Origin of the sequence: Halalkalibaculum sp. DA384, from assembly GCF_043951955.1 — a bacterium.
Classification (GTDB): Bacteria; Bacteroidota; Rhodothermia; order Balneolales; family Balneolaceae; genus JAMQKA01.
On the sequence record NZ_JBINJE010000028.1, the window covers coordinates 39,492 to 54,650 of the forward strand.

10 protein-coding genes are annotated in these 15,159 nt (G+C 49.6%); all 10 read right to left on the bottom strand.

Annotated features, from left to right (window positions below; genetic code table 11):
* Positions 1 to 310: 310 nt before the first annotated feature.
* Positions 311 to 2,104: a RagB/SusD family nutrient uptake outer membrane protein gene (locus ACG2E4_RS14375; protein ID WP_395276961.1), complete on the bottom strand. Its 1,794-nt coding sequence runs from the start codon at positions 2,102 to 2,104 to the stop codon at positions 311 to 313.
* Between the two features lie 11 nt (positions 2,105 to 2,115).
* Positions 2,116 to 5,490: a SusC/RagA family TonB-linked outer membrane protein gene (locus ACG2E4_RS14380; RefSeq protein ID WP_395276962.1), complete on the bottom strand. Its 3,375-nt coding sequence runs from the start codon at positions 5,488 to 5,490 to the stop codon at positions 2,116 to 2,118.
* A gap of 65 nt (positions 5,491 to 5,555) precedes the next feature.
* Positions 5,556 to 6,611 (bottom strand): FecR family protein, encoded by a 1,056-nt coding sequence (locus ACG2E4_RS14385; protein WP_395260044.1) that lies wholly within the window; start codon positions 6,609 to 6,611, stop codon positions 5,556 to 5,558.
* A 180-nt stretch (positions 6,612 to 6,791) separates the two neighbouring features.
* The gene (locus ACG2E4_RS14390) at positions 6,792 to 7,379 is read right to left on the bottom strand and encodes an RNA polymerase sigma factor (RefSeq protein ID WP_395260042.1); all 588 of its coding nucleotides are present in this window, start codon (positions 7,377 to 7,379) and stop codon (positions 6,792 to 6,794) included.
* A 371-nt stretch (positions 7,380 to 7,750) separates the two neighbouring features.
* Entirely contained in the window at positions 7,751 to 8,770 is a 1,020-nt protein-coding gene (locus ACG2E4_RS14395) for a family 43 glycosylhydrolase (RefSeq protein WP_395260041.1), read from the bottom strand.
* A gap of 139 nt (positions 8,771 to 8,909) precedes the next feature.
* On the bottom strand, positions 8,910 to 12,062 hold the full coding sequence (locus ACG2E4_RS14400; protein WP_395260040.1) for a PVC-type heme-binding CxxCH protein: 3,153 nt from the start codon (positions 12,060 to 12,062) through the stop codon (positions 8,910 to 8,912).
* Positions 12,063 to 12,115: 53 nt separating this feature from the next.
* Positions 12,116 to 12,952 carry a phosphoenolpyruvate hydrolase family protein gene (locus ACG2E4_RS14405; protein WP_395260038.1) on the bottom strand — a complete coding sequence of 279 codons (837 nt, stop codon included), beginning with the start codon at positions 12,950 to 12,952 and terminating at the stop codon, positions 12,116 to 12,118.
* A 3-nt stretch (positions 12,953 to 12,955) separates the two neighbouring features.
* Positions 12,956 to 14,188 (bottom strand): Tm-1-like ATP-binding domain-containing protein, encoded by a 1,233-nt coding sequence (locus ACG2E4_RS14410; RefSeq protein WP_395276963.1) that lies wholly within the window; start codon positions 14,186 to 14,188, stop codon positions 12,956 to 12,958.
* Between the two features lie 51 nt (positions 14,189 to 14,239).
* Positions 14,240 to 14,656 (bottom strand): cupin domain-containing protein, encoded by a 417-nt coding sequence (locus ACG2E4_RS14415; RefSeq protein ID WP_395276964.1) that lies wholly within the window; start codon positions 14,654 to 14,656, stop codon positions 14,240 to 14,242.
* Positions 14,657 to 14,713: 57 nt separating this feature from the next.
* On the bottom strand, positions 14,714 to 15,159 hold a 446-nt coding region (locus ACG2E4_RS14420; protein WP_395276965.1), incomplete at its 5' end, for a transposase.

Here is a 15,159-nt window from a genome sequence, read left to right on the forward strand (position 1 = left end):
AACAGGGTATTGCTAATCACTTAATTTCACAAGCTATAATCCAATTTCAGGTATTTCGCCGCTTGCAAACATGTTTTCTAACCCGGATTTCTCACGAGTATTTTGGATAAAATCATGTAACTTCATGGATGACAATAACTTATATCATTTTTTACTGCCAAATCATCATTACAGCCTGTAATAGGCTGCGAAATTGTCCTTTCAGCTGCGTTGAAGGACAAATCACCTGCTCAACGTATCAACTGTACGTCTGCGCAGCCATTTGCCCTTCGCCTTGCTGAAAAACAAATTTCTTGGTGAGAAATCCGGGCTAGTTATACCCGGGATTTTGCTCAAGATTTTCATTTCTCTCCATTTCGTACCGGGGAATGGGCAGGAAGTAGGCGTTGTCGTTCCATTGACGCTGATCAATTTCAATAATATTATACTCAAAAGTATAGCTGCCGTTATTGTTCAACCTTCCGATAATGTTAACGCCTTCTCCGTTTTCATACACATCGGGAGCAATCATCCAACGGCGTACATCAAAATAGCGATGGTCCTCAAAGGCCAGTTCAATCCGCCGTTCATTTCGGTATCTTTCCACCAGGTCCTGCCCGGTTTCCGTGGCCGGGATATCGGGCATGCCGGCTCGCTCTCGTATGGCATTAAGGGCAGTACGGGCATCCCCCTCTTCGTCGAGTTCAATTGATGCCTCGGCGTAGTTCAACAGAATTTCAGCATACCGGATAAAAATCCACGGTACCTCCTGGCGGAAGAACTGGTGATCGACATTCGGATCCAGGAATTTCCGCATATAGTATCCTGTATAGGTGCCGTTCCAGTCTTCAATAGGTCCGTCCCGGGTATCCAGGCCGGGACGCAGGTCGCTCTGGCCTTCCACCTCAAAAGAGGCGGTCTCCACAATACCTTCCGGGTCCAGATCAATCATATCCGCCGGACGTTCTCTCCACTGCGAGCCATTATAAAAAATAGAGGCATAGAACCTCGGGTCCCGATTTTCATACGGTGATTCCCCGTAAACCGGATCTCCATTACGAAACGCCTGCCAGTTGAATTCGGTGCCATCCTCCATCTCGTAGGCATCGACCATCTGGCCAAGCGGGGTGTCACCGCCCCAGTTGTGCCAGCCATTGGGACCGTGAAACAGGCCCATATCGGCTTCATACCACTCATAACTTTGATTCTGCAGGAAATATCGTGCAAAAATGATTTCTTCGTGATCTTTCTGCAGGAATAGGTCAGCATAGTTTTTAGCAGTTGAATCTCCCGGGGCGGGATCTGCCTGGTAAAGGCTGTAACCGAGATCCATAACCGCTTCAGCGGCCGCTTTAGCTCGTTCCCAGCGTTGTGTTTGATCACCACCGGTATAGCCGGTATAATCGTTACCACTTGGGTTTTGTGCATACAGGTCACTGGCCGCGTAGGTGAGAATACGGGATTTAAGCGCAAGTGCGGCCCCCTTGCTGGCGTGAGCCTTGTCCCCTTCAATTACTGTTGGCAGCAGAGAAGCGGCGGCATCCAAGTCTTCGACGATGAAGTTGATACAATCTTCGAAGGAGTCGCGCTCAACCAAAAAATCGTCATCAAGATTAAAAGACTCTTTAATGATCGGAACCCCGCCATACAGCTTGACCAGGTTATGATAGAAGTAAGCCCGCAGAAAGTGAACTTCACCGGTCAGCCGGTCCTTGAGGCTCTGTTCAACAGGGGATTCTCCGATATTTTCCAGGAACACATTGATGCTCCTGATATTGCCGTACAGGTCATCCCAGTGAAAATGATCAAAAGGGGCTACTGCTCCATCACCAAACAATCCCAGCTCATCTGGTGTCATGTTGCTTTGCTTTATCGGCGTGTCATTCCATCCGTGTGTAATGATCGTTTCATCGACTCCCGAGCTCACATTCACGGCAAAGAACCCGTGACCAACGCCCTGGTATATATCATTTACGTACGATTCCACCAGTGCGGGATCGTTCCACAAATCCTCCTCGGATATCTGATCAAGTGGCTTTTTGTTGAGAATCTGATCATCACAGGATGTGACAATCACTGCAATACAAAAAAGAAAAAAGAACTGTTTGAATATTAAATTCTTCATGACTGTCAAGTTTAGAAAGTTAACGAGATACCGGCGTTAAAGACTCTTTTCTGAGGGTAATATTGTCCCGAGCTGCTCGAGGCTTCCGGATCAAATACCTTGAGTTTGTCGAACGTAAGCAGGTTATATCCACTCACATAGATCCGCATGTTTTGCAAGCCCACTTGTTCACCCAGGCTAGCCGGCAGGTTGTACCCGATTTCAATCGATTTCAACCGGAGGTAGTCCGCGTTTCGGAGGAAGTATGTATTCTGGTTGGACGTCCAGTACTCGTCCGTTCTGTTATACGTCCGCGGATGCTCAGAATCCGGATTTTCAGGTGTCCAGCGTTTTTCGGCATAACTCTGCAGGAAGTTGCCAATTTCACCGGACTCGGTAAATACATACCGAACGGCGCCGGTTGCCCCCTGCAGCAGTGCCGAAAAGTCAAAGTTTTTATAGCCCGCATTGAGCGCCAGACCGGCTGTAAATCTGGGCATCTCATTTTTATCTATACGCACCCGGTCCAGACCGTTAATTTCTCCGTCTTCATTTACATCCACGAATTTTATATCACCGGGACGGGCACCGGGCCAGCTTGGATTTGAGTCGATCTCCTGTTGGTCGTTGTAAACCCCGTCTGCCTGGTAGTAAAGACCGGTATTCATGGGACTGCCCGTTGAGCGCTGATAGTCTGGCACCCCTGGCGCCTCATCCCAGTACTGGATTTTGTTGTAGGCGTATCCGGCATTTCCCGTAACGTCAAATGACAAACCACCCACCTGGTCGGAATAGCTAATTCTGCCATCAACCCCGGAATTTACTACTTCCCCAATATTTTCCCGGGGAAGAGAAAATCCTGCTGTGGTGGGTATGGAGGCGTTGCGCCACCAGAGAATGTCTGACCGGAGGTAATTAAAATAGTCCGCTTCAACCGTCAATCGGCCATCGAGCATCTCTGCATCGATGCCGAAATCAAACTGGTTTGCTACCTCCCAGGTTACATTTGAGTTGGGAATACGTTCTTGTTGCAGACTTTTCACAAGATTGGTCTGGTCAAAAATATATCCATTCCCGAACCCGTAGGTCGTCATATACTGAAACGGCTCAATGCGGTCATTCCCGGTCTGTCCCCAACTGGCACGAATCTTAAAGCCCTCCAGAAATGAGACATTTTCCTTCCAGAACGTCTCCTCCGAAAGGCGCCATCCGACTGAAATACCCGGAAAGAATCCGTATCGTTTACCTTCCGGGAAAATGTAGGACCCGTCATAGCGACCAACAAACTCAATGAGATATTTCTCATTATAGTTGTAGTTGATTCGGCCAAAGTAGTTTTGCCGAGCTCCTTCAAAGGCACTTCCATCGTTATCCTTTTGCGCTTCTGAACCCGCGAAAAGTTGGTCGATGGAATCAGAGAGATACTGCTCTCGGTAGGCGCTGAAGAACTGGTCTTGAAAGGTCTGCCGTTCAACACCGGCAAGCAGGTTGAATGCGTGGTCTCCAAAATCCTGCTGATACCGCCCAATCAGGTTAAGTGTAGCCTGGTAATTGTCGGTGGCCTCCTGTGTCAGCTGGGGTTCATTCAATCCTCTTTTGGCTCGCGTTAATACCGGATCGCCATCAGAGTCATATGTTTGGTAATCCCAGGTATAAAGGTACCACGGCGTCTCCCACAGCTTATTGAACTGATAATCCTTGTCATAGGAAACGTTGCTTTCAAACTCAAGACCTTCAACAAAGGGAACATCAAACTCCACCTTTATATTACTCTGGAGCACATCACGTTTATCCCTATCGTATCCCGTGGCCTGGGTACCGGTAACTACCGGGTTGTCGCCATATTCAATATCGGGACCTGGCTCTCCGCTGGGCCAGTATGCGGGAAGAGTTGGCTTACCCCGCATCAGTGCCCGGAACGTAGGACCCACTCCACGGATGGGCGACTCTTGCAGCTCGCGGCGGCCCGAGAGATTCAATGATATGTTCAGGTTGTCATTGATCTCCCCTTCTATATTACTTCTGAAGTTATACTGGTCATATTTAAACCCGCTGTCTTTAAAGAAACCATTTTCACTAGCTGACCCCAGCGATAAGTAATAGCTAATGGCCTCGCTGCCGCCTGAAACAGAAACATTCATTTTATTCTGTTTGGACAGATCCTTAAAAGCGGCGTCAAACCAATCGGTATTGGGATGCGTCCACGGATTCGTTCCCTCCCGGTATTTTTCAATATCTTCCTCGGAATACCGCTCCTGGCGCCCCCGGTACATGTCAATCTCGTTGATCATCTGTGCATAGGTGGCAGCGTCGGCCATTTCCGGTATCCTGGTAGGTTGCGTAAATCCCTGATTATAGGAGATTGACACCTGTGGTTTTCCTTCCCGGCCTCGCTTGGTGGTTACCAGGATCACACCGTTTGCAGCCTGCGAACCATAAATAGCAGCGGATGCATCCTTTAGTACGGTGATACTTTCAATATCATTGGGGTTCAGGCGGCTCAGACCTCCTGTCCGGTTTGTCACCCCGTCAATTACAACAAGGGGACTGTTATCACCGAGCGTATTACTGCCTCTTATTCGGAGAGTGGACCCGGATTCGCCCGGCTGACCGGTATTGTTAAGGGCAACAACCCCGGGAAGTCGGCCAACCAGATTATTTTCTGCATTGATAACAGGGGCTTTTGCAATGTCATCCCCCTGAACTGTTGAAATGGAGCCGGTACTTGTTGCCTTGGTTTGTGTTTGATATCCTACAACCACCAATTCGGATCCCTGAAAAGTTTCGGGAGTCATCTCCACATCGATCTGAGTGCGACCATCGATAGGAACCGTTGTAGTTTCAAAACCCACAAAGGAAAAAACGAGGGTGTCCTGGAGACTGGGGACATTCAACTCAAAGTTCCCGTTCCCATCTGTGGACGTTCCCGAGGTTGTTCCGCTTACCAGCACGTTAACACCCGGCAGTGTTTCTCCCGTCTGTGAATCCCTTACGGTACCGGTAACCGTTTCAAGTGTTACCATCTTTTGGGGCATCTTGCCTTTTGGCATTATTACGTACGTGCGGTCGGTCTCTTTGCGGTAATGCAGCCCTTTTCTTATAAGCAGTTCACTCAGCACATAGGCAAGGCTGTCGGACTCCAAAATAGCCCGATCTACAAATTTACCCTCCAGGAGCCTGGAATTGTGCAGAAAAGAGACATCGTAGTTATCTTCAATCTCGGAAAGTGCATCGGTCAACGTTATGATGCCCTGCACTCCCAACACCGTGTGACTATTCGAGGAATAGAGTGGACTTTCTACCGTCTGTCCATTTACGCTGTTATGGCTTCCAATCCCTGTAAAGACAACCAACAGCAGCGCAATTACGCCTATTTTAGTTTTAGATATTGTACCTGGTGATCTCATGGCTCATTTGTTTTGTATTATGTTTATTTATTGTATTTGTTACCCTTCCCGTTTCTATCGAAAAATCATTTCCCCAGGTAGACAGTGTCCCCGCTTATTCGATATGAGGTGTCCACTGTTCTCGAAAGAGCGGATGTAATCACTTCTAACCCGGCATTTTCTATCGAACCTGTAATCTTCTGCTTAAACAGGTCCGGCTCTCTCACGATTACATTTACCCCAAAAGTATACTCCAGCCTTTCAATTACTTCGGCCAGCGGTGTCCTGTCGAAAACCAATATTCTTGTTCGCCAAGAGGTGTACACTTCGGGATTGACTGATTTTGTGCGCACCGTTTCCCAGGAGCTGTCCAGCTCTGCCATTTGACCGGGCTTGAGCAGCAGTTGCTGATCCGGCCTCAAAGGATCCACAGACACACTTCCTTTTTTCAGAACCACTCTGGTTTTACTATTCCTGGCGAAAACGACGAACTCCGTGCCCAACACCTCTACTTGTCCCGCTGCCGTACGGACCTTGAAGGGAGCTCGATCTGGCCCTTCCCTCGTAGTCACTGAAAAGTAGGCTTCCCCTTCCAGGTACACTTCTATATCATGGCTGTCCAGGGTGTTTGTTTGGTATATGAGTGTGGAATTGGCATTGAGTGTTATCCTGGATCCATCATTGAGGGAGATGGTTTTTTGTTCACCGTAGTCCGTCTTGACATCATGTTTAACGATATTTTCTTGTGGCCCGGGTTCTTCCACCTGGTAGAAATAGACAGACAAACCGGTTATCGCTGCCACCAATACTGCAGCGGCCAGCCTCCATATCCATCCTGTGGTACCAGTACGCCGGGCCGTGGATATCTCAACTTTTCGGAGCCGTGGTTTTTTTTCAAGGGCCGCCTCTAGCTTTTTCCAATTTTCCCGTGCATTCGTAACTTCCTTTTCCTTGATGGAAATCCCGGTCAACCTCTTCTGAGCTTCAAGGGCAAGTTTACGATTCTTATCACTCGCGCCGACCCATTGATCCCAATAGGCCTTTTCTTCAGTACTGGCATTTCCTTTAGTCCAGTTTCTGAAGGAATCATTGTTCAACAACTCTTCCAAGCTATAATCCGGATGCAGCCAGCTTGTAGTCAAAGCCCTGGTGTTGTGTTAAAATAGTTCCCGTTTTATTGTTCTATTTAATAGACGAGGTGGGATTTCTGTTTGTACTGGATTTTTTCTATCAAAAAAACGGGCTTTACAAGATCAAAAGGAAGGTTCTGCAAATATCTCTTAGTAAAACCCCAAAACCGGAGTATTCTTGTTCGTTGTGTTTCACTTTAAAACATTTTGCAACAAACGGAGTGCTTCGTACACATAATTTCGGGCTGTCTGATAATTTATTGACATCACCTGCTCTATTTCCTCATAGTTTAATCCACTATAAAACTTTAAAATAAGCACTTCTCTCTGACGGTCCGTTAAGGTATCCAGTGCCTTCTTTAACCGCCTGCTGGTTTGACGATCGATTTCACGCTCAATCATCAAATCCTCGGCATTCAGATTTACCGAGTGTCGAATGTCAGAAGCTCTCTTATTCAATATATTTTCCCGGCGATTTATCTTTCTCAATTTGGTAATCATATGATTTCTCAGAGCCTTCCAAAGGTATGTTTTAACTCCGCTTACCGGTTGTAATTCTCTGCGGGATTCCCACAATTTTAAAAACAGCTGCTGGATCGCATCCTCGGCAAAGTCCCTGCAGCTGCACATACGTACCGCGTACTGAACCAAATCATTGTAATGGCGCATAAAAAGTCGTTCCAGCGCCCTTTTATCCCCATCAATCAGTTTCAGCCACAATTCCGAATCTTTACCATATTTATCTTCACAAGCATATACAGTCTGTGACTTTTTGCCCATTATCCCAGATATAAGATATTTATCAGTCTTGCGTGGTTACCAAAGGTTGTATTAACCCTCTTTTGCCATGAAACCTATTTTATCCTCGACCAAGAAGTAATCCCGTTTTTACTCCAAATGAAAGGAGCCGCCGATCCCAGATAAGAATAAAGATTTCCCCTTTTTTGCAATTATAAAATAGCTGTAAAAATAACACTTGCAAATTAAATAGGACTGCCTGTAAAATGTGTCGGATTCAAATTAAGGCGAAAGAGTCAAATTGGATAGTAGCAAATAATTCAGTGGCTTTTAAAAAATAAACAGGGTAAATAGCATTGTTGAACTCAATGTTAGGCACAAATCTTATTCCGTTATCTCCAAAGCCGGTAAGCTTACTGCATTTTTCTATCACATTGACCAGAAGGTACGGGCATCGGCACGCCGGTGTTTGCAGGCGTGCCGAAGTCAGGTGAACCATCCTCATTCCAGCTAAACGGCTGCATGCGGATGTCCCGGTTCCAGCCGGGCTCGGTCGATTTTTTGGAATGGTAAATAATCCAGTGTTCGATGCTGTCCGGAGATGTGGTAAAGCTGGCATGCCCGACGCCGTGGACACTCTCTGTTCCCTGGAATACCGGTCCTGTCTTGGTCCAGTTTTCAGGATTCATGGGATCTGCATCGGTTCCTGCCAGCCTTAGCTGGCCCAGCCTGTATTGGGGCAGCCATGATTCACGCGTGGAATAGATCACGAAAACATCATCGCCATGTCTCAGCACTTCGGGCCCTTCGTTGATGCCAAAATCCACTTCGTTCCCCCGCTCCCAGGATTCTTCAGGCGATGAGATCAGCACGCGGCTCGAGCTTATCGTCCACGGGTTTTCCATTTTGGCGATATACAGGTGCTGGGTGGTGGCATCGTCGTTCCTGTTTTGCTTCCATCCCGACCAAATTCCGTATAACTGATCACCCAGCTTCAAGGGTGTCAGATCTATGGCCCAGGTATTATTCGTTCGATTTGAGATATCATCGCCGGTGTAGAGCTGTCCCTTCTCCTCAAAGCTTTCCTGCGGGTCTTGGCTGGAGCCTTCCAGTACTCCAGACCGCTGATGAATAAACGGTGGTCCGGCCTCTCCGGCTGTATAATAAACATACCATTTCCCCTGGATATAATGCAGCTCCGGTGCCCACAAGTGGGAGCTGTTCCACCCCTCAGCAGGCTGCTGCCAAACCCGGGTCCAGTTTTGGGGCTCCGTCAGTTTCCTGGATTTGGCGATATGGATGCCTCCCTCCCTGGACTCACAGAAGTAGTAGTACCCATCTTTTTTGATTACCCACGGGTCGGCACCGTCCATCACAGGATTCGTAAAGGTTGAGTTACAAGATGTGGTTTCCTGTTTATTTTCTGATCCCATGTCCGTTTTCGTTGTTGAACAACTGTTCAACAGAAATAAGGAAACGCAAAAAAATACGAGCAGCCTTGCCATATTGGATTTATTCGGATCTACCTATTCGAGATTCTTTTTCATAAAGTGGGTTATCAATCACTTAATGTTAAGAAGGCTCGACAATGAGCGTGGTCTGCATGGTACGCCAGTGGCCGGGAATCGTGCAAATCAGCGTGTACTCCCCCGGCTCGGAGGGAACCGTAAATGTAATATCATAGGATTCACCCGGTTGCAGTATCGGGGTGCTTTCAAGGACTTTCGGTGAATCGGGCACATAATCCCGCTGGCGACCTTCCATATTGGCGACAAGTTCATCGGCGAGGGTGCCTACCTCCTGGACAGAACCGGGTGTCACCAGCAGCATATTATGCTCCATATTACCGGTGTTGGTAAACGTCAGCCGAATAGTCTGTCCCACCGTGGCGCGCAGTTCCTCCTTGTTGAATTTCAGCACATTTGGAGTCACTCCAAGCTGCAGCACGGCATCTACCTGTTCAGCTGTATCCTCGCTTTGTGTTACGGAACTGCCGCTGCCTTCCAGCGCATTGGGATGCTGCTGCAGCACCATGGCAATAATGTTTTCCAGCCCAAGGTCATCTTCCTCCACACTTACATTATTTGGCAGCATACCCGCGGCATCTGCGGCACCCAGGAATCCCCCGTTATGGGTGGAGGCGGCCAGTGCCCCCGCTTCCATCAGCCAGCGATCCTCTTGTTCCTGCACAGCCTCCAGCAGGTCAAATATCGCCTGCCCGGCCTGCACCGATACCGGCATATCGATTAATGTGAGAAGGGCCTGCTTTTGTACTTTGGGATCTTCGTCCCGCAATATCCCGCTGTCCAGAATAATCTGCAGTACATCCCGCGTCTCAGGCAACACCTGCAGGGCATTTTTGCGAACATCAGCGGAGGGGTGATCGAGTGCACCGATGGCAGCCTGCAATGCCTCTTGATTGCTGCCGTCCATCTGATCGAGCCCGTGCAGTGTCCACATTCCATGGATAACCCCGGGATTTAGTCCTATTTGATCCGCTCCTTTATCATTGACGAGTTCAATAAGCTGGGGAACCACATCCCCCTCGCCGCGGTCTACCAGCAGGCGCTGGGCATGCCTGCGCCACAGCATGTTCTCATGCGTTAACGTCTCGACCAGCTTTTCAGCAGAAGCCCCTTTGAGGGACATATTCTCGGTTGACGCTCCATCCTCATATACGATGCGATAGATGCGGCCATGCTGGCGATCCCGCAAGGGGTTGGCATATGCGTTACCCGGCGTGGGTTCCTGCCGGTCACTTTCGGCATTATGCTGGTTGATATAATTGTACCAGTCGGCCATCCAGACCTGACCGTCGGGCCCCACATCTGCAACTACCGGCGAAAACCACTCATCATCACTCGCCACCAGGTTTCGCGGATTATGAGCGCTGTAACCAGAACCTTCTTCTTCCAGAATAAATTCGCCTACCATCTGCATAGTCGGATCCATAACGAAAGCGCGTTTGTTCCAATATTTTTCCGGGTAGCTGCGTGCCGTGTAAACCGCGTGTCCCGATCCGGCCGTGTATGCTCCCACCCAGTCCACCTGGCGGAACAGGTTCGTTAATGTAATGGCTCGGGCTGTATTTGTAAGGCGATCCGTATTGGAATCACTCAGTGAAGAGAGCTTACTGTAATGCCGTTGAGGGATTGTAAAATGTGTGCTGGGGTTCCCGTTGGCCGTCGATATAAAGGCATCGCCCCCTTCGTTAAAGCCGAACCCCCAGGTATTGTTATTGGTTCGCTGCAAAAACTCAAACTCCGAACCATCCTTTTTAAACCGATAGGTCCCCATGCGGAATTCATGCCTTTCTCCACCGATAGTCCCTTCAAAACCGGAGTACCCCACGACACCCCAAATCCAGTTATCCAGTCCGTAGCGAAGGTGATTGGGACCGGCATGAGTATCATACTGGCTCCATCCTTCGAAGAGAACACGGCGGACATCGGCCTTGTCGTCACCATCGGTATCCTTCAAAAACAAGGTTTGTGGCGCCTGGTGTACAATCACCCCTCCGTTGGCAAAAGTGATACTGGTGGGAATGTTGAGACTGTCGGCAAATTCGGTAAACGTATCCGCTTTGCCGTCATCGTTAGTATCTTCAAGAATCATGATTCTATCCTTGCCGCCACCATCCGGCCAGAATTCACGGGGATAGGGATACTCAATGGACTCCACCACCCAAAGCCGTCCCTGCTCGTCCCAGTTCATGGCGATGGGATTCACAATATCCGGTTCCGAGGCAAACAGTTCCACCTTGAAGCCCGGCGGCAGAATCATCCGCTCCATGGACTTTTCGGGGGAAAGCGCCTTCTGCTGCTTATAATACATCGGGTAGTTGGAATCGCGGTCCATCGGCCCGACCTCCTCCTCATAGCGCAGGCGCTCTTTGTGGGGCGGCGGATAAGGCACATCCAGCACTACATATTCAAAAGGATTCTCAATTTTACGGTTGGCCAGCTCCTGTTGCACGTCCTGTCCGGCTGCCCAGCGAATACCACGCTCAAGCAGCTCGTGAAAGCCCGGATTTTGCCAGGTGCGCTCATCATGCCCCCAGGCGGTGTAAAATACCCGGCCATCACCTTGCGTACGGACCCAGGTCCACGGTTCATCATCCCTATAGCTCAGTACCGTACGATTTTCGGTGTTATGCTTTTGGTGCACATAGGTTTCATCCCAGCTTTCAAATCCTTCAAAACCCTGCATCACCGGGTGGTCGGGTTCGGCGATCCGCGTGCTGAATACGCCTGTACCGTGGCTTTCAAAAGCCGCCCCGACCAGGTTGATATAAGCCTCAGAGTTGCGAAAGTTACCGGAGGCAGCATGGACAGGCACAAAGCCCCCGCCCTGTTCCACATAATGTACCAGCGCCTGCTCTTTTTCTTTCGGGAGTTCCGGATAGTCCGGGGCGTGGTAGTTAGCATAGAGTAGTAATGCGTCATATTGCTGTAGATTTTCGAATTCCAGTTCATCAATATCGCTGGAATAAAACAATTCGATGCCCCGGTCCAGCATCGGCCGGGTTACATCACGCAGCCGAACGTGGGGCTGGTGGCCGCGGTCATCCCCCAAAAACAATACTTTGAGGCGACCATCCGACTGGGATGCGTCTTGCTGCGGCTGACTACATGCGCTTATTAATATCGCAATGCCTACTAATGTTATAACTCCCAACAATCCCTTCATTACTTTTTCCCAAACCATCATATTTAGCTCTTTCATTAAAAACTGTGAAGGGCTCCGGGAGTTTCTCCCCAAGCCCTGTATTTTTGCTCCTATATTTTGAGTTCTTTGAACGTTCGTGCCTGCTTCTCAATAGCCGGCTCCGTGGCCAGCCGCTCGATGCTTGATGCTCCAAAAAAGCCAGCGGTTCCCTCGGTATGATCAAAGATATACTGGGCATCTTGCGGCTCGGCAATCGGTCCGCCGTGACAGAGCACAATGACATCGTCCCGAATCGCTTTGGCGGCGTCATGAATGGCCTGCACCCGCTCGGCGGACTCTTCAAGTGATGGGGCTACATCCGAGCTGACCCCGATCGAGCCTTTGACCGTAGTATTCATGTGAGCCACAATAACATCGGCCCCCGCTTCGGTCATCTTTTCGGCCTGTTCCACGTCAAACACGTACGGGCAGGTCAGCATATCCATCTCATGGGCAATACGGACCATCTCAATTTCCAAATCAAAACTCATTCCTGTTTCTTCCAGAATTTGCCGAAAGTTACCGTCAATGACGCCCACCGTGGGAAAGTTCTGGACACCGTCAAAACCCATCTCTTTCAGCTCTTTAAGAAATGCGGGCATCAACCGGAAGGGGTCCGTCCCGTTCACCCCGGCCAATACCGGCGTATCCTGTACCACAGGTAGTACCTCACCGGCCATATCGACAACGATTTCGTTGGCATCCCCGTAGGCCAGAATTCCAGCGGCGCTGCCCCGCCCCGCCATGCGGTAGCGACCCGAGTTGTAAATAATGATGATATCCACACCGCCGCGCTCGGCAAACTTAGCCGAAATTCCGGTGCCTGCACCGGCCCCGATAATCGGTTTTTTTTGGTCAATCTGGGAGCGCAGTCGTTTCAAGCATTCCTGGTAAGGTATAAATGGCATGACTTATTCCTGGTTAAGTTCGGTTTGTTGATGATTTAAAAAAGTAAGCAGCTGATCCGCTATGGCATCAGCAAATTCCTTGTCATTAATATGCAGGTTCAGCTCTTTAAGTAAAATATTCTCATTGGTATGCTCTTGTAATGCATCAAAGAGGGCTTTATCGGCTTCGGGATCAAAAAAAGCTTCTCCCTCGTTATCAATTTTACTGACGCCCTTCAACGGTATCATCAAGGCCGTAGGCCCGGTGGACTGATTCAGTTTCCCGGCGATGCGTTTCCCGATCTCACGGCATTCCTCCGGACTGGTTCGCATTAACGTTACCGTGGAGGTATGATTAAAGAGATTTCGTGACCGGTATTTTTCGGGCACGGTATCGGGTGCAAAAAAATTCACCATGTCCAACGCCCCGCAGGATACCACCTGGGGGATACCCGCCTGTCCCGCGGCACTGAGCCTGTCCGGGCCGGCAGACAAAAAACCACCGGCCACTTCATCGCACCATTCTGTAGTGGTCACATCGGCAACGCCCGTTACCAGTCCTTCGCGAATCATCAGCTCCATGGTTCGTCCCCCCGTACCCGTAGCGTGGAACACAACCACCTCATACCCCGCATCCTCCAGCTTTCCCCGGACTCGGGTTACGCAGGGCGTGGTCACGCCAAACATGGTGGCAGCAACGAGGGGCTGATCTTTCTGATCCACTTCTTGTCGCTGCACCATTCCACAAATTGCTCCCGCGGCATTCGCCAAGATGTTCCGGGTGAGGCGATTGAGCCCGGCAATATCTGCCACGGAATACATAAAGGTCAGATCCTTAATATCCACGTACGCGCTGATATCCCCGGAAGCCACCGACGACACCATCAGTTTCGGCACACCAAGCGGCAGTTCGCGCATGGCGGCCGTAGCCATCATGGTGCCGCTGCCGCCGCCCAGGCTCAACACCCCGTCAAACGCGCCTTCTTCATAGAGCCGGGGAGTCATTTTTTTAATTCCCTCGGTCATCACTTCAAAAGCCTCGGTGCGGTCCGCCTGCCTGCGCAGGCTGGTAAGGGAGCTCCCCCCTGCCTGTGCCACTTCTTCAGCTGAAATATCAGGTGCAATCGTTGGATCCTCCAGCACACCGATATCCATGAGCAGCACAGAACAGCCGTTGGCTTCAATTTGATCCCGGACAAAGGCAAACTCCTCCCCCTTGGTATCAAAGGTGCCAATAAGTAATACCGTTTTAGCCATTCGGATCGATCTTGCTAAGTTAGCATTCCTGGTTCAGGGTTCACTGGGTACCTATATTTTGGACAGGCTTTTCCACGGCTCCTGCCCGCTCACATCCACCATTCCGTCCCCGTCCAGGTCATGGGCCGGGGAAAGGATGGCCAGGAACTCCAGCGGCTCCTCGGCAGAGGCATTAAAGGTGGCATGGATCACATTTTCAGGGATAAAAACCGCTTCATTTCTTTTCAGAATTTTGGATTCCTGCTCCAGCCACTGCTCGGCCTGGCCGGAAAGTACATATATAATCTCCTCCATATTGGGATGTCGGTGGAACGGATGCCCGTTGCCCGGCTGCACTTCCACCCGGACCGTGATAAGCTGGTTGCTGCCGGTCGTTTCTGTTGAGGACAACCAGTGGTGGATACCCCGTTCCAGTTTTTCCGGTGTTACCTTATCCCTGGTTAAAAATTTTGAGGAAATATCTGCCATTGTAATTAGATCTCTTTTAATATTGATTATCTATAATAACGCGTTTAGGGGTTAACATTAAGCAGCTAATGCATGTTTAATATGATTAATAGGTTGCCCGTTTTGCCAGTTGATATACTGCAGCAGCGTTACTGAGGCCACTTTGCTGATCAATCTGGCTCGCAGCCCGGCAAATGTTTTGGCATAGTTTCGTTTGAGCATCATCTGGTCGCAGTGCTGCGAAAAGACCGTTTCTACCCGACGTCGGGCGGTTTTAAAAACCACTGCCCACGGTTGGTACCCGCTTTGATTGCGACGCATCGGCGTTTGGAGTTCGATGCCGGCACTATAAAACAAATCAATCTGCTGTTTGCTTGACAGGTACCCCTTGTCGGCCAGCAGCAGACAGTCGCTGAGCCCGCTGCGAGCAATATCTTTCAAATAGTGAACATCATGGACACTGGCTTTGGTCAGATCCATGCTCTGATAGACCCCGTCCAAACTCACTACCAAATGCAGCTTGT

Excerpts from the sequence above, each read along its gene's own strand:
- ACG2E4_RS14380 (WP_395276962.1), bottom strand. The coding sequence starts at position 5,490 with ATGAGATCACCAGGTACAATATCTAAAACTAAAATAGGCGTAATTGCG.
- ACG2E4_RS14405 (WP_395260038.1), bottom strand. The coding sequence starts at position 12,952 with ATGCCATTTATACCTTACCAGGAATGCTTGAAACGACTGCGCTCCCAG.
- ACG2E4_RS14390 (WP_395260042.1), bottom strand. The coding sequence starts at position 7,379 with ATGGGCAAAAAGTCACAGACTGTATATGCTTGTGAAGATAAATATGGT.
- ACG2E4_RS14410 (WP_395276963.1), bottom strand. The coding sequence starts at position 14,188 with ATGGCTAAAACGGTATTACTTATTGGCACCTTTGATACCAAGGGGGAG.
- ACG2E4_RS14395 (WP_395260041.1), bottom strand. The coding sequence starts at position 8,770 with ATGGGATCAGAAAATAAACAGGAAACCACATCTTGTAACTCAACCTTT.
- ACG2E4_RS14400 (WP_395260040.1), bottom strand. The coding sequence starts at position 12,062 with ATGAAAGAGCTAAATATGATGGTTTGGGAAAAAGTAATGAAGGGATTG.
- ACG2E4_RS14415 (WP_395276964.1), bottom strand. The coding sequence starts at position 14,656 with ATGGCAGATATTTCCTCAAAATTTTTAACCAGGGATAAGGTAACACCG.
- ACG2E4_RS14375 (WP_395276961.1), bottom strand. The coding sequence starts at position 2,104 with ATGAAGAATTTAATATTCAAACAGTTCTTTTTTCTTTTTTGTATTGCA.